This window comes from Rhizobium sp. BK212 (assembly GCF_014197475.1).
Classification (GTDB): Bacteria; Pseudomonadota; Alphaproteobacteria; order Rhizobiales; family Rhizobiaceae; genus Rhizobium; species Rhizobium anhuiense.
The window spans coordinates 229,976-252,379 of sequence record NZ_JACIFS010000004.1; the positions used below are offsets into that span (position 1 = coordinate 229,976).

Genomic DNA, 22,404 nt, shown 5'->3' on the forward strand with positions numbered 1-22,404 from the left:
GCATCTTCTTCCAAGGAAGAAGCAAAAAAGCGCTACCCTTCCAGTGCCCCGATCATCTCCACCCGCGTCGCATGCCGGCCGCCCTCGAATTGGGCGGTCAGGAACGCATCGACGATATCGAGCGCCAGCCCTTCGCCCACTACGCGCACGCCGATCGACAGCATGTTGGCATCGTTGTGCTGGCGGATCATGCGGGCTGAGAATGTGTCGGCGCAGACGCCGCAACGGATGCCCTTTACCTTGTTCGCCGCCATCATGATGCCCTGGCCGGTGCCGCATAGGATGATGCCAAACCGGCAATCGCCGGAGGCGACGAGCCGCGCCGCCGCCTCGCCGTGCTCAGGATAATGTGTGCTCTCCGGCGTCGTCGGCCCGATGTCGACCACCACCCAGCCCTGCGCCGCGATATGAGCGGCAATGGTCTGTCGGAGCTGAATGGCGGCGTGATCGCTGGAAAGCACGATGCGGTTGCCAGTTGTCATGGAGAAGTCGTCCCGTTTCCCGAAGCAATTTGGCGGCGGTCGGATCGGCTCGGCATCACTCCCACTCGATCGTACCGGGCGGCTTCGACGTGACGTCGTAGACCACGCGGTTGATGCCGCGCACTTCGTTGATGATGCGGGTGGCGGCGCGGCCGAGGAATTCCATGTCGTAGTGGTAGAAATCCGCCGTCATGCCGTCGACCGAGGTGACGGCGCGCAGCGCGCAGACGAACTCATAGGTGCGCCCGTCGCCCATGACGCCGACCGTCTGCACCGGAAGCAGCACGGCGAAAGCTTGCCAGATGGCGTCGTAGAGGCCGGCCTTGCGGATTTCGTCGAGGTAGATCGCATCAGCCTCGCGCAGGATCTCCAGCTTTTCGCGGGTGATGCCGCCGGGGCAGCGGATCGCCAGGCCGGGGCCCGGGAAGGGGTGGCGGCCGATGAAGCTGTCGGGCAGGCCGAGCTCGCGGCCGAGCGCGCGCACCTCGTCCTTGAAGAGCTCGCGCAACGGTTCCACGAGCTGCATCTTCATGCGCTCCGGCAGGCCGCCGACATTGTGGTGCGATTTGATCGTCACCGACGGGCCGCCGGTGAAGGAGACGCTCTCGATCACGTCGGGATAAAGTGTGCCCTGGCCGAGGAAATCGGCGCCGCCGAGCTTCTTGGCCTCTTCTTCGAAGGTCTCGATGAACAGCCTGCCGATGATCTTGCGCTTGGTTTCCGGGTCGCTGACGCCTTCGAGCTCGCCGATGAAGCGGTCGGAGGCATCGACGTGCAGCAGATGCAGATTGTAGTGCTCGCGGAACATGGCGACGACATTGGCCGCCTCGTCCTTGCGCATCAGCCCGTGGTCGACGAGGATGCAGGTCAGCTGGTCGCCGACGGCCTCGTGGATCAACAGAGCTGCGACGGAACTGTCGACGCCGCCGGAAAGCGCGCAGATGACGCGCTTGTCGCCCACCTGCTCGCGGATTTGCTCGACCGCCTTCTGGCGGTAGGCCGACATCGACCAGTCGCCCTTGAGGCCGGCAATGTTGTGAATGAAGTTGCCGATCAGCTTGGCGCCGTCGGGCGTATGCACCACCTCCGGGTGGAACTGCACGCCGTAATATTTGCGCTTCTCGTCGGCGATGAAGGCGTAAGGCGCGTTGGAGGAGGTGGCGACCACCTCGAACCCTTCAGGCAGTGCGGTGACGCGGTCGCCATGGCTCATCCAGACCTGATGACGCGAACCGGAGGACCAGAGGCCCTCGAACAGCTGGCAATCCTTGTCGACATCGAGGAACGCGCGGCCGAATTCGCGGTGATGGCCGCTCTCGACCTTGCCGCCGAGCTGCATGCACATCGTCTGCTGGCCGTAGCAGATGCCGAAGACCGGCAGGCCGCTGTCGAAGATGATGTCAGGCGCTCGCGGCGATCCCTCGTCCACCGTCGAAGCGGGGCTGCCGGACAGGATCACGGCCTTCGGCTGCAGGCGCTTGAAGCCCTCTTCGGCCGATTGAAAGGGAACGATCTCGCAATAGACGCCAGCCTCGCGCACGCGTCGTGCGATGAGCTGGGTCACCTGGCTGCCGAAATCGACGATGAGAACGGAGTCGGGATGTGCTGTCTGGGTCATGGCGAGGCTTTAATGAAAAGCGCTTCGCCTTGCAATGCGGGAAATCGGCGGCATCGGGTTTTTATTGTTCCGATTGTCCCCGCGCGTCTGAAAGACGCGCGGCGCTTTGGGGCCTAGAACCAGAAAACCCCGTCCTCCAGCGCCGTGAACAGGCTGTCGACGCCGTAGGAAAGCTTGCGGTCGACGATGTGCAGATATTCGGTCCAGCCCGAAATATGCTGCAGTTCGACCGCGCCGTCGGAAATGCCGCGAAGGCCGATCAGCGGCAGCTTGTAGCCCTGGCAGGCGCGCAGCACCGCAAACGTCTCCATGTCGACCATGTCGGCGTCGATATTGGTATAGGCGGCGCCCGAGATGACGTTGCCGCCGGTGGAAAGGCTTGCTTCCGGAATGCCGGGAATGCGCAACGGCAGCTCGAGCACCGCGGGCAGGTCGAGAAAGGGTGTCTTGCCCTTTTCGAAGCCGAGCGGCGAGGCGTCCATATCGCGGTAGGAAACCGAGGTCACCTGATAGATTTCGGTCTGCTCCAGTTTCGCCGAGCCGGCTGAGCCGAGCGAAACGACGAGATCGGGCAGGTCGTCGGCGGCATCCAGCCGCCCTAGCGCCTTGGTCAGCGCCACCGCCGCCTCGACCGGGCCGACGCCGGTCATCAAAGGTTCGATGCGCGAACGCAGGAAGGGACCGTATTCGGCCTCGGCCGCCATGACGAACAGGATGGATTTCCCCGCGACCGATTTCAGTTCGAACTTCATCCCGTTATTCCTTCCCTACCGCGGATCACCATCATCGTTCCGGTCATGGAGGCGATGAGTTTGGCCGGCCCGTCGCTGATCGCGTAGCCTCGCCCGTCGGCGACGATGATGGTGGAGCCGGGTTTGGTGATTTCCCCGCGAAACAGGAAACGATCGCCACGCCCCGGCGACATGAGATTGACCTTGAACTCGATCGTCAGGATCGAGGCTTCGGGGTCGATGACGCTATAGGCCGCAAAGCCGCAGGCCGAATCGAGCGCCGCGGAAATGATGCCCGCATGCAGGATGCCGTGCTGCTGTGTCAGTTTAACGTCGAAGGGAAGCTCGATCTCGACGACACCGTGCTCGACGCGCGTCAACTCCGCGCCGATCGTCTCCATCGCCGCCTGCCGCGCAAAATTACGGCGGATTCGTGCGCGGAAATCGCCCCTGTCAGTCTCGCTCATGTCTGCCCCTCTTGCAGCCGCGAAAGTGGCATGGTGCGCCGGATTCGACAAGCTGGACATTGCCGAAATCGGTCCGGGCGGCGATGGAAAGCTGCGTCCGTGTCGCCGAGGCAACCTTTCACCTTTCCCTTGCCGTGCAAGCCGGTACGGCTGGCCAGTACCGCTGGCCAGTACCGCTGGATTGTGGCGATCCGATGCGAAGACGATTGCAGCTTCGCGCGGTGCGCGTATTCTCCGCATCGGATCGCGAAATGATGGAGCGCCGGCATGACGACGATATCGCAATCGGTCCGGAATTTCGAGACCTGGCTGGCCGGCGAACTCGGCGACGATCTCGTCAAGGACGATCTGCGCGAGAAGCACGAGAAGATGCGAAGCGGGGATTTCGTCTTCCTGCGCGCCACCTATTGGCGCTGGTGCGAGATCATCCTCGATATCTGCCCGGAACTGTCAGGCGCGCCTGAGGTGCTGGCGATCGGCGATACGCATCTGGAGAATTTCGGCACCTGGCGAGATGTCGAAGGCCGGCTCGTCTGGGGCGTCAATGATTTCGACGACGCGGCGGTGATGCCCTATGCATTTGATCTCGTTCGTCTTGCGGCAAGCGCCATCCTGGCCCGCGGCGACGACGGTCCCTCGGCTCGCATGATCGGCGAATTGATCTTGAGCGGCTATCGCAGGGGCCTTGAAAATCCATTGCCCGTCATCCTCGAGCGCGACCACAAATGGCTGCGCAAGGCGCTGATGCTGCCAAATTCCGAACGCCGGGAATTCTGGGAGAAATACGAAATGTTGCGTCCCGGCAGCAAGCTGCCACCATCAGCCTATGTCATGGCGCTCACCGGCGCGCTGCCGTCCGGGACAGGGCCCTTCGTGCCGAAGCCGCGCAGCGGCGGCACCGGCAGTCTCGGCCGGCCGCGTTTCGTCGCCTATGCCGAGTGGCAGGGTGGGCCGGTGCTGCGCGAGGCAAAGGCGCTGCTGCCGTCCGTCTGGTCGCTTCGCCAGAGGAAGCAGGACGTGGCGATCCATGCGGACGAGATCGCCAATGGACGGGCGCGCTCAGCCGATCCTCACTACCGGGTCTCCGGCCGCATCCTCGTGCGCAGGCTCTCGCCGAACAGCTGCAAAATCGAAATCGACCGGCATCCCGAGATCCTGCTTTCGCCGACGATGCTGGAACTGATGGGCTTCGAGATCGCCAATTGCCATTCCAACGATGCGGCGGCGGTTGCGGCGATCCTGAAGGACTTGGCGGTGCGGGGAAACGAATGGCTGCACGAGGCGGCCAGGGCCGCGGCATCGAGCGTCAGCGCCGAGCAGAAAGCCTATTCGCGCGCCGGCTAAAGCAATGCCAGCAAAAGTGTGCAGCGGTTTCGCGTCCGGAATTGCGCTTCTCTGATTTAGATCCGCACGATGTGCTGATCCCAGGCGACGTCGCTGCGGGTCGACAGGAAATCGCCATCATAGGAAGAAACGGCAAAGCCGCTTCTTGCCGGGGCGATGCCCGCCGCATCGGGAACGACGGTCTCGGCCAGCACCTTGCCCGACTTTGCGTCAAGGGTCACCGAGGCGCCGCCCTTTGGCGAGGTGATGCCGACGAGGCCCTCGCTGCGATTGACGGCGATCGCCCCGACGTAGTTGGCAAGCCGGCGCGTCGTCTCCTCCGGCAGATCGATGAAGGAGAGATCTTCGCCTTTGGCGAAATGGCCGACAAGCGGCGGCAAATCCTTGCGGTGGCCTTCATACTGGCAGGCGAACCAGATGCGGCCGTCGCCGTCGAGATCGACGTGGCGGGTGGAGAGTTCGGCCCATTCCGCCGGCAGCACATGTTTTTCGACCAAGGCCCCGGTCGCCGCATCGATCAGTGTCAGCGACGGCTGCATCTCGCCGAGATTGAGCTTGGTGCGGCCGAAATCCGGATGTGTCTCGATGCCGCCATTGGCGACGATCAGAAGGCGTCCGTCGTCGGACACGGTCATGTCGTGCGGACCGATGCCGTAGCTCTCGAATTCGCCGATGCGGGTGAAGCGGTCGGTGGCGTCGTAGAGGCCGATCATGCCGCGATTGCCGTCGAAGTCGTTCTCGCTGGCATAGAGCAGGCGCCCATCGGGAGAGAAGGCGCCGTGGCCGTAGAAATGCCGGTCCTCCCTGGAGTTGATGACAACAGGCTCGCTTTCATTCCAGGGATCGAAGACCATCGCAAAGGTGCCTGGCCGGCGCGCGAAGGCGACGGTCTTGCCGGTGGCCGCACTGAAGGCCATGCCGTGGGCGCGGGCGGGAAGCGCCACCTGATCGACGATCTCGCCACGCTCGGTCACGGTCGCAATGGCAAAGGAGCCGTCGGCTGTACGAATGCCCGAGGCATAGACCGCGTCAGTCCGCTCCAGGGCCATCAGCGCCCTTGGCGTCAAGGCCGCAAGGAAGCCGAGGCCGGCTGCCTTGACGAAACTGCGTCGGTTGATCGCGGCACTTCGTATCATTGTCTCAATCTCCGTCCGAGAAGGAAAAGCCAGCCGAAAGACCGATCGCTGCGCCATATTCGTCGCTGATCCGGGTGATCAGGTCACGGCTCTCGGCAAGCAGCGTATCGAGCTTGGCCTTCTCCGCATCGCTTGTCGCCACGTCGATGTCGGGATTGAGCTTCGGCACGCTGTCGAGAAGCGATTTGAAGTCCTCGTCGATTGCGGCGGCGATCGGCTGCTTGTCCGGCGGCAGAAGCTCGGCCATGCCGGCCTTCTGCCAGAGCGTGCGCAGGCCCTCCAGATTGGCGGCCATGGATTTCCAGGTATTTTTGGAGCGCCAGTAGATCGCCATGCGCGGCCGCGGCGCGCTGTCCTTGCCCTTGTAGAACTGTTCCAGCCGCTGGTCGCGGACATTCTCCGCACCATGGACGAGAATGCCGAGCAGCGCCGTCACCGCTTCCTTGTTGTCCATGAAATCGTCGCTCTGCGGTCCGGGATGTTTCCAGCTCGCCTGCACGCCGTCGGGCTTTTCCCAGGCGGCGACGACTTCGCCGGCCTCACGCTGGATATTGCCGGCAACCGCCTGGCCGTAAAGGCAGCGGAATCCATTTTTCTGGCCGACGAGATCGTTGGAGCCGTTGCCGTAGAGCACATATTCCAGCGCCGTCAGGCCCTGCAAAGCGACGCTCTTGCCGGCGATCGCATCGACTGTCGCATCCTTCGGATCGGCCTTGGCGATCAGCGCCTGCACCTGCTTGAGGCCGACACCCTTGCGGTCGGGATAAAACAGGATGTGCTCGAAGAGATTGTCCTGGATGACGGGTCCGGTCTGGACGATCTCGACGATCGACCAGTAGCGGATCGTATCGTCGAAGGCGGATTTCGCCTTGTCGAGCGTCTGCTGCGTACCGTCGGCGCAAAGATCCTTCATCGCCGTCGTCAGCCGCGCGGCAGATTGCTGCATGTTGCGATAGCCCGGGCGGATCACCTCGTCGACGGCGCGCTGCATGACGGCGGGAACGGCATCCTCGTTCAGCCCCGCCGGGGGAGCCGCGGTCTGGGCGGCCGCCGATGTGGCGAGGCCGATCAGAGTGAGGCAGAGCAGGGGGTGCCAAAGGCGCATCAAAGTGACTCCAGGAATGTAATCAGGGCCTCCCTGTCGTCTTTAGACAGGGAGGAGAAAGCGTTGCGGGCCTTTTCAGCTTCGCCGCCATGCCAGAGGATCGCTTCGGTGAGGCTCCGCGCACGGCCGTCATGCAGGAAAAAGCTGTGTCCGCTGACAGTCCGGGTCAGTCCTATACCCCATAGCGGCGGCGTGCGCCATTCACGTCCGCTTGCAAGACCGACCTGCTGTCCGTCGGCAAGGCCGTCGCCCATATCGTGCAGAAGGAAGTCGGAATAGGGCCAGATCAGCTGGAAGGATTGGGCCTTTTCGGGCGTATCGCGGCGGGTGACGAACTTCGGCACATGGCAGGAAATGCAGCCGCTTTCGTAGAAGACCCGCTTGCCCTGCAGCGTCTCGGGAAAGCTCGCCTTGCGGCGCGCCGGGACGGCGAGATTTTCGGAATAGAAGGTCACGAGGTCGAGAATGGAACCCGGCGCCTCTTCTTTGCCCAGACGTTTCTGCACACCGGTCGGCATATCAAGGCACTTTTCTTCCGCCTTGGTGCAGTCGCCCTGCGCATTCGGCTGATCGGGTGTCGAGATGCCGATATCGTTGGCGAAGGCATCGGCACTCTGGTCGCGCACCGTGGCGTTCTGCGCCTTCCAGCCGAACCGGCCGAGCGCAATCTTGCCGCTGCGATGATCGCGTACGATCGCCGCCTTGCCCGAAATGCCGTCGCCGTCGGCATCGTCGGGATCGGCATGGGTCAGGATGTCAGCCTCGGGAATGGCCTCGATCAGCCCGAGGCCGATCATCGCCGAGGCGACACGCGGCGAAATCGTCGTCGCCGGATCAAGCGGCCCGTAGGCGGGATTGACGACCGCATAGCTCGGCCGGCGCAGCGACACGATCTCGCCATCGCTCAGCGTCACCGGTTCTTCCTGGTAGCTGATCGCCATCTTTCCTTCGGCGGCAAGGCCGGGAACAGCGAGGTCCTGCAGCTGGTGGCCGTAGACCGGATCGGGGAAATTGACGACATCAGATCGGACAATCGCCTTTTCTTCCGCCGGCGTCCTGGCCGCGCGGGAAAGCCGCAGCAGCATCGAAGTGGCGCTCGGGCCTCCTTCCGGCGGTTTGCCGCGGCCATCATTGACATGGCAGCTCATGCAGGAGCGGGCATTGAACAGCGGCCCGAGACCATCGGAGGCTTGCGTCGAGGAGGGAGCGGAAACCCAGAGCTTGCGGAAGAGCGCGTTGCCGAGCTTGAAATTCTGCTCTTCCTCGAAGGGGATGTTGGCCGAAATATGCGAGAAGCTGTCCTCGGTGACAGGGTCGATCGAGGTGGTCGCACCCGCCTGCATCGCTTCGTATTGTTCAGCCTTGGAAAAATCCGCCGTCGGTCGGGTCACGTCGGCGACACGGTTCAGATCGGCTTCGGAAAGATCGGTGCGTTTCGCCGGCAGATCGAAACCGGCGGCGATGGCTGCGGAAAAACCGGCAAGCGTGGCGCAGAGGGCTGCGCTGGCGATCAATCGGCGGGCCGGGGCATGCGACATTTCAGGGTCCGGGCCGCTCCGGCTTCGAAGCGGCCCGCCTTTTTGCTTATTTGAAGACGGCGTTAGGATTATCCAAGCTGTCGGAACCTTCAAGCTGAACCGTACCGAGATCGAGTGCGGCAATAACGCGCTGCACCGATTTCGTCTGGTCGATCAGCCCGTCGATGGCAGCCTGGACGACGGCGTTGCCTTCCTTGTTGCCTTCACCGATCATCTGGTCGTACTTCTCGACCGTCTCGCCGCGCTTAGCCATGGCGTTCATCGCGTCGAGCGTCTTGTTGAGCTTGCCTTCCACTTCGGCATCGAGCGCCTTGTCCTTGGCGGCCACCAGATCGTGCAGCGACGGGCCGCTGAGCTTGGTGCCGTCGACGCGGGTATAGTTGCCGGTATAGGCGGCGGCGATGCCGATCGCGTCATTGAGATGCGAGTTGTAGGTATTGTCGGAGAAGCAGTCATGTTCTTCTTCCGGATCGTGCAGCAGCAGGCCGAGCTTCATGCGCTCGCCGGCAAGCTCGCCGTAGGACAGCGAACCCATGCCCGTCAGGATCGCCACCAGGCCGGCCTTCGGATCGGCTTCGACGTTCTTCGTCGCAGCGCCATCCGGCGTCCAGTTGTCGGTCATTTCCTGCAGATCGGAGACGAGCAGGGTGGAGGCGGACTTCAGATATTCGGCGCGGCGGTCGCAATTGCCGTGCGTGCAGTTCTTCAGGTCGTAATCCGTTGCCGGGCGGTCGCCGGCGCCGGGGCCCGTGCCGTTCAGATCCTGGCCCCAGAGCAGGAATTCGATGGCGTGATAGCCGGTCGCGACATTGGCTTCGATGCCGCCGGCCTCGGCCAGCGTGCCGGAGAGGAATTCCGGCGTCAGCTTGGAAGCGTCGACATCCTTGCCGTCGATCTTGATCGTCTTGTTGGCGATGACATTGGCCACATAGAGAGAATTTTCGTCGCTCTCGCTGCCGTAGGAGGCATCGACATAGTCGATCAGGCCTTCATCGAGGGGCCAGGCGTTGACCTTGCCTTCCCAGTCGTCGACGATCGGATTGCCGAAGCGATAGACTTCCGTCTGCTGGTAGGGCACGCGCGCCTTGATCCAGGCGTCCCTGGCGGCCTTGAGCGTCGCGTCATCAGGCGCCTTCAGCAAGGCGTCGATGGCGGCGTCGAGCGCCTTTGCCGTCGTCAGCGAATCCTCGTATTTCGCATGCGCCACGTCGGCATAGTGTTTCACCACGGCGGCAGCATCGGTCTCGGCATGCGCGGGAAGGGCGAGCAGGGCGGCGGGGGCAATCGCCAGCACGGCTGCGCGGAATTTGCGGTTGAGCTTCATGATCCTCTCCTGTGACGGGATCTTCCGTCTAATCGGGCTCCGTCTCTTCGCGCAAAAGTAAACTGGTGTCAAACGCTCTAGTTTGGAATGGTTTTAAGGATGGACGGGTGTTGGCAAAGCCGCCCGGCTTGAACGGCATCTGTTTGAAAAGTCGGCAGCATCTGCGCCATCTCGCCGTCCTGCGCAGCGTCATTCCGCCGCGGGCGTCACGATCCGCAATTGGCCCTGGCTGACCGTCTCAGCCCTTGCGTTGCATGCGGCAGAAGAAGAAGCCGTCCGTATCGGTGGAGGCCGGCGTCAGCGTCACCGTCAGGCCGTCGGAAGAATGCGGGCGCGGGGCGTCTTTTCCAAAGAGCTGATCCCAGGCGGGCAGGGCGCTGACGATCTGAAAATCGGGATTGTCGGCGGTGAAGCGGCGCACCTGTTCCTCGTTCTCCTGCGGCAGTACCGAGCAGGTGACGTAGATCAGCTCGCCGCCTGACTTGACGAAGCCGCTCGCCTGCGTCAGCGCATCCTGTTGCTGGGCGGTGCGTTCGTCGAGGTTCTTTGCCGTCAGCCGCCATTTCGTATCGGGACGGCGGCGCCACGTGCCGGTCCCGGTGCAGGGCGCGTCGACCAGCACCTTGTCGCAGCGCCCGGCAAGGCCGGAAAGCGCCCTGGCGTCGTCATGCACCTGGACATTGCGCGTGCCCGCCCGCTTCAGCCGTTCGATGATCGGCGCCAGGCGTTTGCGGTCGGCGTCGTAGGCGTGAACCTGTCCCTTGTTCTGCATGGCCGCCGCCATGGCGAGCGTCTTGCCGCCACCGCCGGCGCAATAGTCGAGAACCTGTTCACCGTCGCTGGCCAGCACCAGATCGGCGACGATCTGCGATCCCTCGTCCTGAACTTCGAACCAGCCTTTCTGGAACGAAAGCTCGGCTGTGACGTTGGGAAGACGCGAGGCGCCTTCGCCGGCGGCAATCCGGATGCCGTAGCGGGCGATCCTGGCTGCATGAGCGCCGGCCCGGTCGAGCGCCTTGACGACCTTGTCGCGGGACGCCTTGAGGCTGTTGGCGCGCAGATCGAGCGTCGGGCGGGCGGCAAGCGCCTGGGCCTCGGCAAGCCAGTCGGCGCCGAAGGCCTGTTCGAAGGAGGATTGGACCCATTCGGGAATATCACCGCGGATATGCGGCGGCGCATCGTCAAGCGAGCGGCTTTCAAAGGCCGAGACGGCTTCGGCCGAAAGCGGTGCCGGCGCAAATTTGTCATCCGCCAGTTCGGTGGCAAGACTGTCTGGAGTAAAACCCCATTGGCGGAACATGACGGCGTGGGCAATGGCCTGAGCACTGTCATCGTCCATCAGCCAGGCATGGGAAAGCCGCATGCGCAGGGCGTCATAGACGATGTTGCCGATCGCGGCGCGATCGCCGGAGCCGGCGAAGCGGTGCGCAAGGCCCCAGTCCTTCAGCGCGTCGGCGACAGGGCGCTTGCGGGCATCGATGTCCGCGAGCACAGAAATCGCCCCTTCGAGGCGGCCGCCCAAACGCATTCACATGTCTCCTGTTGCCGTGGCGTGCGATGATCCGCAACAGGCGCGACAGTCGCGGGCGGATTGTTCACAAGTCTCAACCGCGTGGTAGCCGCGATTGACGGCAAGAGCAAGGGTTGGGCTCAGCTGATGACCTGGTAGCAGACTTTCGCAGTGCCGGAGCTCACCATGCCGATATTCTGGGCGGCGGCCCGCGACAGATCGAGCACGCGGCCGCGGATGAACGGACCGCGATCGTTGATGCGAACGACGACGGTACGGCCATTGTTGCGGTTGGTGACTTTCACCTTGGTGCCGAAGGCAAGCGAACGATGTGCGGCAGTCAAGATGGCAGGGTTCATACGTTCCCCGGAAGCAGTTTTGGAGCGAAGTGCGTACCATGAAGCACCGCCGCAACCATTGCCAGCAAAACCTTCCGCCGGAAGCATGGAAGAACAGGCTGCAATAGTTGCCGCGGCGATAATAGAACGACGTATTTTCTTCAAAACAGAGTATCCCTCAACTATTGAACTCACGCCCTTGCAGGCGGCGGGGCTTAAATCTGTTAAAAAGTGGCGAAAAAGTGCCGTCCTCGTTCACGGAATATTTCAATCTGTAACATTCGTGAGCGCGTCGGCAAAATTTTAGAAATCGACGGCAATCGTCAATGTGGAAAAAACATAATGAAATCAGTTAAAATACGAACGAATTTTCCGAAGGAATAGTTAACGCCCTGGCGTTCACGAAAAGCGCAAAAATATTTTTCCGATTTCGCCATATTTGTTGCCACATTTGGGCAAATTCAAAGGCCGTTAACCATAGTATGCGACGAAAATTGTCCCACCAAAGCGCGAAAGTAGGAATTTCCTACTCATTTTGGGTGAGTAATCCCCGTTTGCAAACAGCAGCCTGATCTAGAGCCTTTCCGGATTAGATTGAAGCATTCTGCCGGAGCAGGTTTTCGTCAGGGCAGAGGCGATTGGCGAAGGGCATACCTCTTGGTACGGTCGAGCCGATCGCCTTTGTCCTGGCGGAAAGATGCCCGGCCCTTCGGGTTGGCTGAAACGGGCCGGCTGATCGACCGGCCGGCTTGGCCGTAGAGCTGGGCTACGACGCGCGCCGGCCGGTCGACCATCCGACTCCGTTTGGGCCAACAGAATGCTGCAATCTAACCCGGAAAGGCTCTAGCCGCGCCAGCGTCCGTCCTGCCACAATTGCGCAAGCGACATGGGATAATTCGGGAAGGAGAATTGGAAGCGGGTGGCCTTGAGTTTCGCATTCGAGATGCGTTTGTTCTCGCCGTAGAAGGAGCGTGCCATCGGTGATAGTTCGGCGGTCTCAAAAGCCTGCTCCGGTGGCGGTTCGACACCCATCAGGCGGGCTGCCTCGACGATCACGTCTTGCGGCGGGGCGGGCCGGTCGTCGGTGACATTATAGATACCGCCGAGCCCGCGCTCCGACAGGAAGCGGGTCGCCGCGCCGATATCTTCGACGCGGATGCGGTTGAACACCTGGTCCTTCTTGATCAGCCGGCGCGCCGTGCCCTTTTCCAGATTGCAGAAGGCGTTGCGGCCCGGCCCATAAATGCCGGAAAGGCGCAGCACGGCCGCCGGCAAACCGCGCTCCCGGCCCATCGCCAGCCAGCCCTCTTCCGCCTCGAGCCGCTCCTTCGAGCGCCCGGAAACGGGCAGGCAGGGCGTTTCCTCGTTCACCCAGGCGCCCTTATGATCGCCATAGACGCCGACGGTGGAGAGATAACCGATCCATTTGAGACGAGGCAGCAGGCTTGCGCCATCTTTGCCAAGCAGCCGCAGCAGCGGGTCGGCCTGCCCGGGCGAGATCGACTGCACGAGGTGCGTGACATCGGCCAAAGCCCGGCGCAGCCCTTCTTCCATGGTCTCGCCGTCGAAAAGGAATGCGTCGATGCCGTTCTGGCGGAGCAGGTCCATCTTGTCTGGCGAACGCGTCGTGCCGGAAATACGCACGCCGTCGCCTGATAAGGCCTTGGCGATCGCCGTGCCGGAATAACCGCAGCCAAAAATCATCACATGCATCAGCCCACTCCCGCCAATCGCCATTCGTTCAAGACGTCGTCATCGCTCTCGTGAGCCCTTTGTGCGGCAAAGGCTGAGAATTCGCCAGCCTCCATCAGCCGTGAAAGCGCCCAGACCGCCATGCCGCGCACGACAGGCGAGGGATCGCTCGCGAGCATGCGACATTGCCCGATCAGCGCCGTCTCGCCGGAATTGCCGGCGGCGATCAGCACGTTGCGGATGAAGCGGTCGCGGCCGATCCGCTTCACCGGCGAGCCGCTGAAGAAGGTGCGGAAGGCGGCATCGTCAAGCGTCAGCAGAAAGGCGATCGACGGTTCCTTCAGCTCTTCCCGCGCCTGCAGCTTCATCTCGGAGGCGGAGCTTGCGAACTTGTTCCAGGGACAGGCGGCAAGACAGTCGTCGCAGCCATAGATGCGATTGCCGATCAGCACGCGCAGATCGGCGTCGATCGGTCCCTTGTGCTCGATGGTGAGATAGGAGATGCAGCGCCGCGCGTCGATCTGGTAAGGCGCCGGGAAGGCAGCCGTCGGACAGATGTCGAGGCAGGCGCGGCAGGAGCCGCAATGATCGTTCTCCGCCGCGTCGACGGCAAGATCGGCAGTTGTGAACATCGTGCCGAGGAACAGCCAGGAACCGTGCGTGCGGCTGACGAGATTGGTATGTTTGCCCTGCCAGCCGAGCCCGGCGGCCGCCGCCAGCGGTTTCTCCATGACAGGCGCCGTATCGACGAAGACTTTCACATCGGCGCCGGCGCGCGCCGCAAAGCGCGTGGCGATCTCCTTCAGCCGGCCCTTGATGACGTCGTGATAATCGCGGTTGCGGGCATAGACTGAGATCGCGGCCTTATCAGGCTTGTCGAGAATGCCGCGCGGATCCTCCTCCGGAGCGTAATTCAGGCCGAAGACGACGACGGAGCGCACCTCGCTCCAGAGTGTGCGCGGATCGCCGCGCCGGTCGCGCGTCTCCGCCATCCACTCCATCGTCCCGTGGCGCCCGGCATCGATGAACTGGCCGAGCCGTTCCTTGGCTTCGGGGATCGCGCCCGGGCGCGTGATGCGGCAAAGATCGAAGCCCTTGGCGGCAGATTCCGCCCGAACGAACTCGGTCAAATTGTCGCGGCGGCGGCGCTCTTTGTCGTCATTCTTCGGTTCGGGCATGAAGAGCCCTCGTCAGAAATCCAGATCGGCATAGTGTGAAACCGGTGTCAGGCCGCGCACGCGCTCGGTCAGCATCGGCCGGAAAGAGGGACGCGACTTCAGCCGCTGGTACCAGTCCTTGACGACGGGCGCGTCCGCCCACTCGATTTCGCCGAGATAGTCGAGGATCGAGATCGAGGCCGCAGCGGCAAGATCGGCATAACTCATCCGCTCGCCCGCCAGCCACTGACGCGAGCCGGCAAGCCAGGTGAGATAACGCATATGCTGGCGGATATTCGCGCGGGCCGTGCGCAGAATCTTCGAATCCGGGGCTCCGCCGCCCTGATCGGCGGTCATCTGCAACTTGTAGACACGCTCGCGGGCGAGCGGCTTGGTCACGTCGTTTTCCATCTTCTGCATGAACCATTCGGTCAGCCGGCGGATTTCCGCCCGCTGGAAAGGGTCTTCGGCGAGCAGCCGCCGGTCGCGTTTCAACACGCCGTGGGTCTCGTCCAGATATTCGGAAATGACGCTCGCGCCGCAGAGCGCGCGCATGCTGTCGTCGACATAGACCGGCAGCGTGCCGGCCGGATTGAGCGCCAGGAAATCCCGGCGCTTCTCCCATGTCTGCTCCTCGATCAGATCCGCCTGATAGCCGTATTCCGCCAGGATCAGCCGGACGAAGCGAGATGCGGATGACATGGGATGATGATAAAGCGTGGGCATCGATACTCGGGCTTTGTGATTGCTGTTACAGGACTGTGTGGCAGCTCAATTATAGCGCCCTAGTCATGACTCATTGGTTGAAGCTATAGGAGCTTGGCCCCGCCAATACAAGCGAATCGGATTTTACCCCATCTGACGATGGCGAAACACGGTCTAACGAACGAATGGAAGCGGCAGCCTGATCGACCCAAGCGCTCAGGCCCGGCCGAACTTTAAACCGGAGACGATGTATGGATTATATAAATGCTGCAATTCTCGGTATCATAGAGGGGATCACCGAATTTCTGCCGATCTCGAGCACCGGCCACCTGATCATCGCCGAGCAATGGCTCGGACACCGGTCGGACATGTTCAATATCGTCATTCAGGCGGGCGCCATCCTCGCCGTCACCATCATCTATTGGCGTCGTCTGCTGGATCTGGTGCTCGGCTGGCGCGAGCCGCAGAATCGCGATTATGCCGCCAAGCTGATCGTCGCATTTCTCATCACCGCAATTCTCGGCCTTGTGGTCAAGAAGCTCGGCTTCGAACTTCCCGAGACTGCAACGCCGATCGCCTGGGCGCTGATCATCGGCGGTATCTGGATGATCTTTGCCGAATGGGCGGCCGCACGCAGGCCACCGCACAAGGAGATCACCTGGCTTGTCGCCATCCTGGTCGGCATCGCCCAGATCGTTGCGGGCGTCTTCCCGGGAACGTCGCGCTCCGGCGCCACCATCTTCGTCGCCATGCTGGCCGGCACGGGCAATCGTGCTGCGGCAACCGAATTCGCCTTTCTCGTCGGCATCCCCACAATGTATGCCGCAAGCGGCTATGAATTGCTGAAGACGTTCAAGGATGGCGGCGCGGCTGGCGAAGACTGGACGGCGCTCGGCATCGCCTTCGTCGTTTCCACCATTGTCGCCTTCGTCGCGGTCAAATGGCTGCTTGCCTATATCAGAAGCAACCGGTTCACGCTGTTTGCCGTCTACCGCATCATTCTCGGTGTCTTGCTGCTCGGCATGGCTGCGACCGGCTTGATCGGTTGAGGCTTCCTTACGAGTCTGCATTCGCGCAACTCCCGGCGCGAATGCAGTGCCTGTCGGAAGGTGGCGAACGAATACCCGCGCCCCGCCAAGCGTCGATTTTTCAGATAGCTATATTGAGAATAGGCGTCTGCCGCTGCTTTTGAAGCAGGCAATACCGAGCGTTCATTGTGGAGCGCCCTTGTTCGGCGTTCCCGACGGCTTGTCTTTATGAGATGCCGGCGCAGAGGGCCGGCCTTTTCGTCAATGGCTGATCGAAGCCGTCGAGCAAGGATCGACGCCATAGGCCGGCGAGCAGTCACCCTTTACCGCCGCGACCGAACCGGGCGCAACGAAGGAGCCTGCCAGGATAATTAGCGCCGCACACGCAAAAAGGAGCGCGATTGACTTGCCCATCGAGAAATGCCTTTCACAGTGATTGCCGCACGCTATCGCAGGCGTTGAAACCGTCCGAAGACGCGCGGGTTTGGTAGTCAGTGGAATGACAAATAGCAATAAACGTTCCTGCTAAATTTGGCGTTAATTCCACAAAATTTCCGATGCGTCTTTTATGCAACGCCGCGTAATATGACCGGCAAACAATCATTTCAAACTTGCGCCAGCTTTGCGTGAAGCCACGACGGCAAAACGCCGTCCGCATTGTCTGCGAACGGCGTTGTCAGAAGGCTGTAAAATTGGTCAGGCGGCCTTGCCGGTGCCGGTGTACTGGCCGTGCGGGCGATAGTGGACGAGGTAGGAGCCGAGCACCGATGCCACCATGGTGGGCGTAATACCGAGGCCCTTCAGAGTGCGGCCTTGCGCCTCGGCTTCCCCGGAGACGACATTGTCGCGCTTCAGCATGCGCACCTGATCCGGCGTGATCGGTGGCGTCACGAAGGGGACCAGCGAGGCGATGCTGCCGATCATTGAAGCGATGCCGAAAGGCAGGGATACCAGTGGGTTCTTGCGGCACGTCACCTTCAGCATCGTCTCGAGACATTCGCGGAAGCTCAGCACTTCGGGCCCGCCAAGCTCATAGATCTTGCCGCCGGCGACCTTGCCGTCGACGGCGCGGGCGACGGCCTCGGCGACATCCTCGACATAGACAGGCTGGAATTTCGTCTTGCCGCCGCCGACCAGCGGCAGGATCGGCGACATGCGCGCCATCTCGGCGAATTTGTTGAAGAAGCTGTCCTCCGGTCCGAAGACGATCGACGGACGGAAGATCACTGCATCGGGCTTGACCGAGAGGATGGCCGTTTCGGCGCGGCCCTTGGTGCGGCCATAGTCCGAATCGGATTTCGCGTCGGCGCCGATCGCCGAAATATGGGTCAGCGTCGCGCCTGCCCCGCGCGCAGCTTCGGCGACCGCACGGCCGCCGAATTCCTGCACGGCGTCGAAAGTGTTGCGGCCGGCCTCGTGCAGAATGCCGACGCAGTTGACGACATGGCTCGCACCGTCGACGGCGCGGTCAATCGAGTTGCGATAGCGCAGGTTCGCCTGCACGAAGGAGATCTGGCCGACATTGCCGAGCGGCTGCAGGAAGCCGGCGAGATCGGGACGGCGCACGGCGACGCGGATGTTGTAGCCGCGCTTGGCCAGCGCCCGGACCACGTGCCTGCCCACGAAGCCGGACCCTCCGAACACGGTGACGAGCGGCGGCAGGTTGGCAAGGGTCATGGCAGGCTCCTCGAGAGGCTTGGCGGGATGCTTAATTGGCTCTCCTCTTAGCCCAATCCCGGCGCGACGGGAAGGCCCATCGTACCGTCAGTTTTGCGGGATGCGAGGCTGCTCTAGACGCCTTCGACGACGACCATTTCCGCATCGGCCACTTCCTGGCGGATTTTCGCGGCGATCTGGTATTCCGGCGAATTATAGCAGTCGACCGCATGCTGCAGCGAGGGAAATTCGATCACCACGTTGCGCACGCGCGCCTTTCCCTCGAGTTCGGTGAAGGCGCCGCCCCGTGCCAGGAAATTCGCCCCATATTTTTCGAAGGCCGGCTTGGCGGCCGCCACATAATCCTTGTAGCGCTCGGCATCGCGAACGTCGACGCGGGCGATCCAGTATCCCTTGGCCATGGTCTTCTCCCTTTTGTCGTTGAAACGATTAGCGGTTTGCCGGCCAGAGCGCACTCACCATCTCGCTGAGGATGGCGCGGGCGGCCTCTTTCGGATCGGGCGCCTTGACGATCGGCCGGCTGACGACGAGATGCGTCGCCCCCGCCTTCAGTGCGTCGAAAGGCGTCATCACCCGCTTCTGGTCGCCCTTGTCGCTGCCGGCCGGGCGAATGCCGGGGGTGACGATCGCCATGTCGGGGCCGACGATCTCGCGCACCTCGGCCGCTTCCGCCGCCGAACAGACGATACCGCCCATGCCGGCTGCGCGCGCCTGTTCGGCGCGGCGCAGCACCAGGCTGTGCGGATCTTGGCTGTAGCCTGCCTCGGCAAGGTCGTCGGCGTCCATCGAGGTCAGCACGGTGACGCCAAGCAGGCAGAGGCCGGAGCCGGCGGCCGCCTCGACCGCCGCCCTCATCGCTTTCGGATAGGCATGCAGCGTCAGCATCGACATGCCCATCTTGGCGATGTTCTCGACGCCGGAGGCAACCGTGTTGTCGATGTCGAGCAGCTTCATGTCGAGGAAGATCTTCTTGCCGCTTGCGGCAAGATCGCGGGCGAATTCCAGGCCGCCGGCAAAGACCAGCTGATAGCCGATCTTGTAGAAGAGAATGTCGTCGCCGAGCGTCGAAACCAGTCTTTCCGCCTCGCCGATCGTTGGAACATCCAGGCCGACGATCAATCGCTCGCGTGCGTCCATGTGAAGTCACCCCCGCCAGTCTTCGATGGGCGTCCAGTCGCATGTTAGGCCGAGATCCGCAAGGCCGAAAGCATAGAGATTGCCGCCGCCGCCCGGCTGGTCGCGGTCGCGCGAAATCGGTCGGCCGGCCAGATGGCATTTGAGCAGCGTGCCAACGCCGCCATGGCCGACAAAGGCGATGGGTGCAGCCGCATCATGCGTGGCAAGAACGGCGTCGAATGCCTCGACGATGCGGGCCTGCGCATCGACGGCGCGCTCCCAGCCCTTGAAGCTCTGTTCCGGATGGGCGAAGAACCAGTCGGCCGCCTCTTCGAATTGCGGCGGCGGCAGGAAGCCGGTGGCCGAGCGGTCGTTCTCGTGCATGGCGGGCACGACCTCGATGCTTAGACCGGAGGCGACTGCCAGGATCTCAGCCGTCTCGATCGCCTTCGTCTCGTCGCTGGAAATGATGCGGGTCAGCCGCTTGGCCCAATCGCTCGACGCAGCCTTACGAGTGCGTTCGGCGCCGACATCGGAAAGCCCCCATTTCGGCACAGGCACGTTCGCGTCGATCTTGACCCGCGGATGGGTGACATAGATCCCGAACATCTCAGCCTCGCTTGTAGATCCACAGCTGCGCCGGCGGAATGTTGCGGACGACGAAGTCGAAATGCTGAATGTGATAGCGGTCGGGATTGGCGGCGATCGGCGAGATCGCGCCGTAGGAGATTTGCACCACCGGCCGTCCGGCCGGTAGGCGGTCGAGCAGGCTTTCGAGCAGCGACACCCGCATCGCCATCGGGAAGTTCAGCAGCGGAATGCAGGAGATGACGCAATCGAAGGTCCGGTCGCCGTAGTCGCCGAGCGTGGCCTGAAGATCGAAGGCATCGCCATTGATGAAGTGCACGCCGGGATAGGTCCGCAGCAGATGTTTGTGGAAATCCGTCGAATATTCGATTGCGACGAGATTTTCCGGCCGGACGCCGCGGCCGAGGATGGCCTTGGTGATGGCGCCTGTGCCCGGTCCGAGTTCGAGCACCGGCAGCCCGGAATGGATGTCGACAACGCTTGCCATGCGCTTGGCGGTGATCGAGGAGGTCGGCACGATCGAGCCCACCGTTTTCGGCCCCTGCATCATGCCCCGGAAGAAGCGGATTTCGTCATCGAACTTCTTGCCCAGCCGTTCCTTCACCTTGACCCGTAAGCTCATTCTCCACCCATCCGCATGTTGATCGAATGCCCTTAATATGCCGCTTGTCGCTGAAGGGACAAGGATTTTCGCAACAAGGACATCGGCATCAACAACTCATGCCGCTTTTGGGTGGGAGCGAGGCATGAGATCGGCGAGCCTCTGGCTTAGGTGATCGGCGTCGACGGGCGCGCGCAGCTTCTTGTCGGTATTGTCGAAATAGAGATAGACGTCGCGGCCCTTGCTGCGCGCCGCAAGCGGCGCCAGCACCCGCGTCGCATTCTCCGGTTCTCCGCCGGTTGCCCAGGCGCGGATGCGTTGCGCCCAGATGTCGAGGGCTTCGTCCTCATAGCCGCTGACGTAGAGCTGTTCGGAACCATGCAGGCGGCAATAGATGAAATCGGCGGTGATATCCATCAGCAGCGGCCATTGCACCGTATCGGCGCAGACGAGTGCGATCTGTTGGCGCCTCAGCATGTCGATGAAGGCGGGTGATCGGAAGCTGTCGTGGCGAATCTCCAGGGCATGGCGGATCGGCTGTCGTCCGTCGATTTCAAGCCAGGCTCGCCCCTTGACGTGTCCGTCGTGCCGCCGGGCCAGGTTTGCCGCCGCTTCGCCGTTAGGCGGCAGCAACGCCAGGAAATTTTCGAAAAGATCGGGATCGAAAGCCATGTTCGGCGGGAATTGCCAGAGGATCGGCCCGAGCTTGGGGCCAAGCCGCAGCAGACCCGAGGCGAGGAAATTGGCGAGCGCCGTCTCGATATTCTGCAGCCGCAGCATATGGGTGATGAAGCGCGGTCCCTTGACCGCAAAGACGAAATCATCCGGCGTTTCGTCGCGCCAGCGGCCGAAGCTTTCAGGCCGCTGCAAGCTGTAGAACGTGCCGTTGATCTCGATCGAACGGAAATGCCGGGCGGCGTAGGAAAGCTCCTGCTTCTGCGGCAGGTCTTCCGGGTAGAATTGGCCGCGCCAGGGCGCATAGGTCCAGCCGGATATGCCGATACGCACCGTTCCCGTCTTTTTCGTCATGGCATCCTCCGCTTTGACAGGAGGAAAAACGGAGGCGAGCGGCCTTCGTTCCGGTCAGACGCGCATCGGCATCAGTACGTAGAGCGCATCGTCGCCTGCCGTGTCGCGGATCAGCGTCGGCGAGCCGGCATCGGCCAGCAGGAAGATCGCTTCTTCGCCGGAAAGCTGCGCGGTGATGTCGAGCAGGTATTTGGCGTTGAAACCGATTTCCATCGCATCGGTGTCGTAGCCGACGGCGACTTCCTCGGTCGCACTGCCGGAATCGGGATTGTTGACGGTCAGCATCAACTGGCCCTCGGAAAGCGCCAGCTTCACGGCGCGGCCGCGTTCGGAGGAGATGGTGGAGACGCGGTCGACGGCCTGGGCGAAGCTCGTGCAATCGACGCGCATTTCCTTGTCGTTGCCTGTGGGGATGACGCGCTGGTAATCCGGGAAAGTGCCGTCGATCAGTTTCGAGGTCATGACGATCGAGCCGATCGTCAGCCGGATCTTGGCGTCGGAGACCTCGACCGTCACGACAGCCTCGGGATTGTCGACCAGCTTCTGCAATTCGCCGACCGTCTTGCGCGGAATGATGATGCCGGGCATGCCTTCGGAGCCGGAGGGCGCGTCGACATCGGCGCGCGCCAGCCGGTGGCCGTCGGTGGCGACCGCCCGAAGTTTCAGCTCGCCCTTGCTCTCGATCGTGTGGAAGAAGATGCCGTTGAGATAGTAGCGCGTCTCTTCCGTCGAGATCGCGAACTGGGTGCGGTCGATCAGCATCTTCAGGTCGGCCGCCTTCAGCTTGAAGCTATGCGTGAAGGTGCCGGCGGTGAGATCAGGGAAGTCCGATTCCGGCAGGCACTGCAACGAGAATTTCGAGCGGCCGGACTGCACGGTCATCGCGCCGCCATCGGTGCTGGTGGCAAGCAGCACTTCCGAACCGTCGGGAAGCTTGCGGACGATGTCGTAGAGAAGGTGGGCCGGAACGGTGGTGGCGCCGGGCTGCTCGACGCTTGCCGGCGTCGCCTCGGTGATTTCGAGGTCGAGGTCGGTCGCCTTCATGTCGAGGTTCTGGCCATCGGCCTTGAGCAATACGTTGGACAGGATCGGGATCGTGTTGCGACGTTCGACCACGCGGTGGACGTGGTTCAGCGATTTCAACAGGTTTGACCGCTCAATAGTAATACGCATGGGATGCTACCGCTTTCGACCGTGACTGTCCGGGCGCATCGAGCA

General features: G+C 62.4%; 22 protein-coding genes. 2 read left to right on the forward strand and 20 right to left on the reverse strand.

The genetic code is table 11. The features are described from left to right. Positions 1-32: 32 nt before the first annotated feature. The 4 genes from rpiB to FHT79_RS15815 form a co-directional block, all read right to left on the reverse strand. Positions 33-482, reverse strand: a complete 450-nt coding sequence (gene rpiB / locus FHT79_RS15800; RefSeq protein WP_097543178.1) for a ribose 5-phosphate isomerase B — start codon at positions 480-482, stop codon at positions 33-35. A gap of 55 nt (positions 483-537) precedes the next feature. Continuing rightward, the gene (gene guaA / locus FHT79_RS15805) at positions 538-2,100 is read right to left on the reverse strand and encodes a glutamine-hydrolyzing GMP synthase (RefSeq protein ID WP_047617568.1); all 1,563 of its coding nucleotides are present in this window, start codon (positions 2,098-2,100) and stop codon (positions 538-540) included. Positions 2,101-2,213: 113 nt separating this feature from the next. Further along, positions 2,214-2,852, reverse strand: coding sequence for a 5'-methylthioadenosine/S-adenosylhomocysteine nucleosidase (locus tag FHT79_RS15810; RefSeq protein ID WP_047617570.1), 639 nt, complete (start codon positions 2,850-2,852; stop codon positions 2,214-2,216). Beyond that, positions 2,849-3,298 carry a PaaI family thioesterase gene (locus tag FHT79_RS15815; RefSeq protein ID WP_003544704.1) on the reverse strand — a complete coding sequence of 150 codons (450 nt, stop codon included), beginning with the start codon at positions 3,296-3,298 and terminating at the stop codon, positions 2,849-2,851. The genes FHT79_RS15810 and FHT79_RS15815 overlap by 4 nt, the downstream gene beginning before the upstream one ends. A gap of 267 nt (positions 3,299-3,565) precedes the next feature. Between FHT79_RS15815 and FHT79_RS15820 the strand changes: the two genes are divergently transcribed. Continuing rightward, positions 3,566-4,642: a DUF2252 family protein gene (locus tag FHT79_RS15820; protein ID WP_183903642.1), complete on the forward strand. Its 1,077-nt coding sequence runs from the start codon at positions 3,566-3,568 to the stop codon at positions 4,640-4,642. Positions 4,643-4,698: 56 nt separating this feature from the next. Here the strand turns inward: FHT79_RS15820 and FHT79_RS15825 are convergent, their stop codons facing one another. From FHT79_RS15825 to FHT79_RS15865, 9 genes are all read right to left on the reverse strand, one after another. Beyond that, positions 4,699-5,778 carry a DUF1513 domain-containing protein gene (locus FHT79_RS15825; protein ID WP_183903644.1) on the reverse strand — a complete coding sequence of 360 codons (1,080 nt, stop codon included), beginning with the start codon at positions 5,776-5,778 and terminating at the stop codon, positions 4,699-4,701. A gap of 4 nt (positions 5,779-5,782) precedes the next feature. Continuing rightward, positions 5,783-6,883, reverse strand: a complete 1,101-nt coding sequence (locus FHT79_RS15830; protein WP_063474817.1) for an imelysin family protein — start codon at positions 6,881-6,883, stop codon at positions 5,783-5,785. Next, a complete protein-coding gene (locus FHT79_RS15835; protein WP_028758936.1) occupies positions 6,883-8,421 on the reverse strand; it encodes a di-heme oxidoredictase family protein in 1,539 nt (512 codons plus the stop codon). Before FHT79_RS15835 ends, FHT79_RS15830 begins: the two co-directional genes overlap by 1 nt. 46 nt (positions 8,422-8,467) lie before the next feature. After that, a complete protein-coding gene (locus FHT79_RS15840) occupies positions 8,468-9,745 on the reverse strand; it encodes an imelysin family protein (protein ID WP_028758937.1) in 1,278 nt (425 codons plus the stop codon). A 238-nt stretch (positions 9,746-9,983) separates the two neighbouring features. Next, positions 9,984-11,273, reverse strand: a complete 1,290-nt coding sequence (locus FHT79_RS15845) for an RsmB/NOP family class I SAM-dependent RNA methyltransferase (RefSeq protein WP_028758938.1) — start codon at positions 11,271-11,273, stop codon at positions 9,984-9,986. A gap of 122 nt (positions 11,274-11,395) precedes the next feature. Next, the gene (locus FHT79_RS15850; protein ID WP_028758939.1) at positions 11,396-11,758 is read right to left on the reverse strand and encodes a septal ring lytic transglycosylase RlpA family protein; all 363 of its coding nucleotides are present in this window, start codon (positions 11,756-11,758) and stop codon (positions 11,396-11,398) included. A 678-nt stretch (positions 11,759-12,436) separates the two neighbouring features. Continuing rightward, complete coding sequence (locus tag FHT79_RS15855; protein ID WP_028758376.1) at positions 12,437-13,306, reverse strand: SDR family oxidoreductase; 870 nt, start codon at positions 13,304-13,306, stop codon at positions 12,437-12,439. Continuing rightward, a complete protein-coding gene (queG, locus tag FHT79_RS15860; protein ID WP_028758377.1) occupies positions 13,306-14,463 on the reverse strand; it encodes a tRNA epoxyqueuosine(34) reductase QueG in 1,158 nt (385 codons plus the stop codon). The genes FHT79_RS15855 and queG overlap by 1 nt, the downstream gene beginning before the upstream one ends. Before the next feature lie 12 nt (positions 14,464-14,475). Continuing rightward, positions 14,476-15,168 carry a glutathione S-transferase family protein gene (locus FHT79_RS15865; RefSeq protein ID WP_028758378.1) on the reverse strand — a complete coding sequence of 231 codons (693 nt, stop codon included), beginning with the start codon at positions 15,166-15,168 and terminating at the stop codon, positions 14,476-14,478. Between the two features lie 230 nt (positions 15,169-15,398). Between FHT79_RS15865 and FHT79_RS15870 the strand changes: the two genes are divergently transcribed. Beyond that, the gene (locus FHT79_RS15870; protein WP_028758379.1) at positions 15,399-16,196 is read left to right on the forward strand and encodes an undecaprenyl-diphosphate phosphatase; all 798 of its coding nucleotides are present in this window, start codon (positions 15,399-15,401) and stop codon (positions 16,194-16,196) included. A 675-nt stretch (positions 16,197-16,871) separates the two neighbouring features. Here FHT79_RS15870 and FHT79_RS15875 read toward each other — a convergent pair. The 7 genes from FHT79_RS15875 to dnaN all read right to left on the reverse strand — a co-directional run bounded on the left by FHT79_RS15875 (position 16,872) and on the right by dnaN (position 22,359). Further along, a complete protein-coding gene (locus tag FHT79_RS15875) occupies positions 16,872-17,852 on the reverse strand; it encodes a complex I NDUFA9 subunit family protein (protein WP_028758381.1) in 981 nt (326 codons plus the stop codon). 113 nt (positions 17,853-17,965) lie between these two features. After that, on the reverse strand, positions 17,966-18,253 hold the full coding sequence (locus FHT79_RS15880; protein ID WP_028758382.1) for a DUF1330 domain-containing protein: 288 nt from the start codon (positions 18,251-18,253) through the stop codon (positions 17,966-17,968). A 28-nt stretch (positions 18,254-18,281) separates the two neighbouring features. Continuing rightward, positions 18,282-18,989 carry an orotidine-5'-phosphate decarboxylase gene (gene pyrF / locus FHT79_RS15885; RefSeq protein ID WP_028758383.1) on the reverse strand — a complete coding sequence of 236 codons (708 nt, stop codon included), beginning with the start codon at positions 18,987-18,989 and terminating at the stop codon, positions 18,282-18,284. Positions 18,990-18,995: 6 nt separating this feature from the next. Further along, positions 18,996-19,577 (reverse strand): histidine phosphatase family protein, encoded by a 582-nt coding sequence (locus FHT79_RS15890; protein WP_183903646.1) that lies wholly within the window; start codon positions 19,575-19,577, stop codon positions 18,996-18,998. A 1-nt stretch (position 19,578) separates the two neighbouring features. After that, positions 19,579-20,178 carry a phospholipid N-methyltransferase PmtA gene (gene pmtA / locus FHT79_RS15895; protein ID WP_028758385.1) on the reverse strand — a complete coding sequence of 200 codons (600 nt, stop codon included), beginning with the start codon at positions 20,176-20,178 and terminating at the stop codon, positions 19,579-19,581. 96 nt (positions 20,179-20,274) lie between these two features. Continuing rightward, the gene (locus FHT79_RS15900; protein ID WP_028758386.1) at positions 20,275-21,186 is read right to left on the reverse strand and encodes a DUF72 domain-containing protein; all 912 of its coding nucleotides are present in this window, start codon (positions 21,184-21,186) and stop codon (positions 20,275-20,277) included. A 54-nt stretch (positions 21,187-21,240) separates the two neighbouring features. Beyond that, complete coding sequence (dnaN, locus tag FHT79_RS15905) at positions 21,241-22,359, reverse strand: DNA polymerase III subunit beta (protein WP_028757665.1); 1,119 nt, start codon at positions 22,357-22,359, stop codon at positions 21,241-21,243. Positions 22,360-22,404 lie beyond the last annotated feature (45 nt).

Bases quoted from the DNA above. Each gene is read 5' to 3' on its own strand.
- rpiB (WP_097543178.1), bottom strand. From the start codon at position 482: ATGACAACTGGCAACCGCATCGTGCTTTCCAGCGATCACGCCGCCATT.
- guaA (WP_047617568.1), bottom strand. From the start codon at position 2,100: ATGACCCAGACAGCACATCCCGACTCCGTTCTCATCGTCGATTTCGGC.
- FHT79_RS15810 (WP_047617570.1), bottom strand. From the start codon at position 2,852: ATGAAGTTCGAACTGAAATCGGTCGCGGGGAAATCCATCCTGTTCGTC.
- FHT79_RS15815 (WP_003544704.1), bottom strand. From the start codon at position 3,298: ATGAGCGAGACTGACAGGGGCGATTTCCGCGCACGAATCCGCCGTAAT.
- FHT79_RS15820 (WP_183903642.1), top strand. From the start codon at position 3,566: ATGACGACGATATCGCAATCGGTCCGGAATTTCGAGACCTGGCTGGCC.
- FHT79_RS15825 (WP_183903644.1), bottom strand. From the start codon at position 5,778: ATGATACGAAGTGCCGCGATCAACCGACGCAGTTTCGTCAAGGCAGCC.
- FHT79_RS15830 (WP_063474817.1), bottom strand. From the start codon at position 6,883: ATGCGCCTTTGGCACCCCCTGCTCTGCCTCACTCTGATCGGCCTCGCC.
- FHT79_RS15835 (WP_028758936.1), bottom strand. From the start codon at position 8,421: ATGTCGCATGCCCCGGCCCGCCGATTGATCGCCAGCGCAGCCCTCTGC.
- FHT79_RS15840 (WP_028758937.1), bottom strand. From the start codon at position 9,745: ATGAAGCTCAACCGCAAATTCCGCGCAGCCGTGCTGGCGATTGCCCCC.
- FHT79_RS15845 (WP_028758938.1), bottom strand. From the start codon at position 11,273: ATGCGTTTGGGCGGCCGCCTCGAAGGGGCGATTTCTGTGCTCGCGGAC.
- FHT79_RS15855 (WP_028758376.1), bottom strand. From the start codon at position 13,306: ATGCATGTGATGATTTTTGGCTGCGGTTATTCCGGCACGGCGATCGCC.
- queG (WP_028758377.1), bottom strand. From the start codon at position 14,463: ATGCCCGAACCGAAGAATGACGACAAAGAGCGCCGCCGCCGCGACAAT.
- FHT79_RS15865 (WP_028758378.1), bottom strand. From the start codon at position 15,168: ATGCCCACGCTTTATCATCATCCCATGTCATCCGCATCTCGCTTCGTC.
- FHT79_RS15870 (WP_028758379.1), top strand. From the start codon at position 15,399: ATGGATTATATAAATGCTGCAATTCTCGGTATCATAGAGGGGATCACC.
- FHT79_RS15875 (WP_028758381.1), bottom strand. From the start codon at position 17,852: ATGACCCTTGCCAACCTGCCGCCGCTCGTCACCGTGTTCGGAGGGTCC.
- FHT79_RS15880 (WP_028758382.1), bottom strand. From the start codon at position 18,253: ATGGCCAAGGGATACTGGATCGCCCGCGTCGACGTTCGCGATGCCGAG.
- pyrF (WP_028758383.1), bottom strand. From the start codon at position 18,989: ATGGACGCACGCGAGCGATTGATCGTCGGCCTGGATGTTCCAACGATC.
- FHT79_RS15890 (WP_183903646.1), bottom strand. From the start codon at position 19,577: ATGTTCGGGATCTATGTCACCCATCCGCGGGTCAAGATCGACGCGAAC.
- pmtA (WP_028758385.1), bottom strand. From the start codon at position 20,178: ATGAGCTTACGGGTCAAGGTGAAGGAACGGCTGGGCAAGAAGTTCGAT.
- FHT79_RS15900 (WP_028758386.1), bottom strand. From the start codon at position 21,186: ATGACGAAAAAGACGGGAACGGTGCGTATCGGCATATCCGGCTGGACC.
- dnaN (WP_028757665.1), bottom strand. From the start codon at position 22,359: ATGCGTATTACTATTGAGCGGTCAAACCTGTTGAAATCGCTGAACCAC.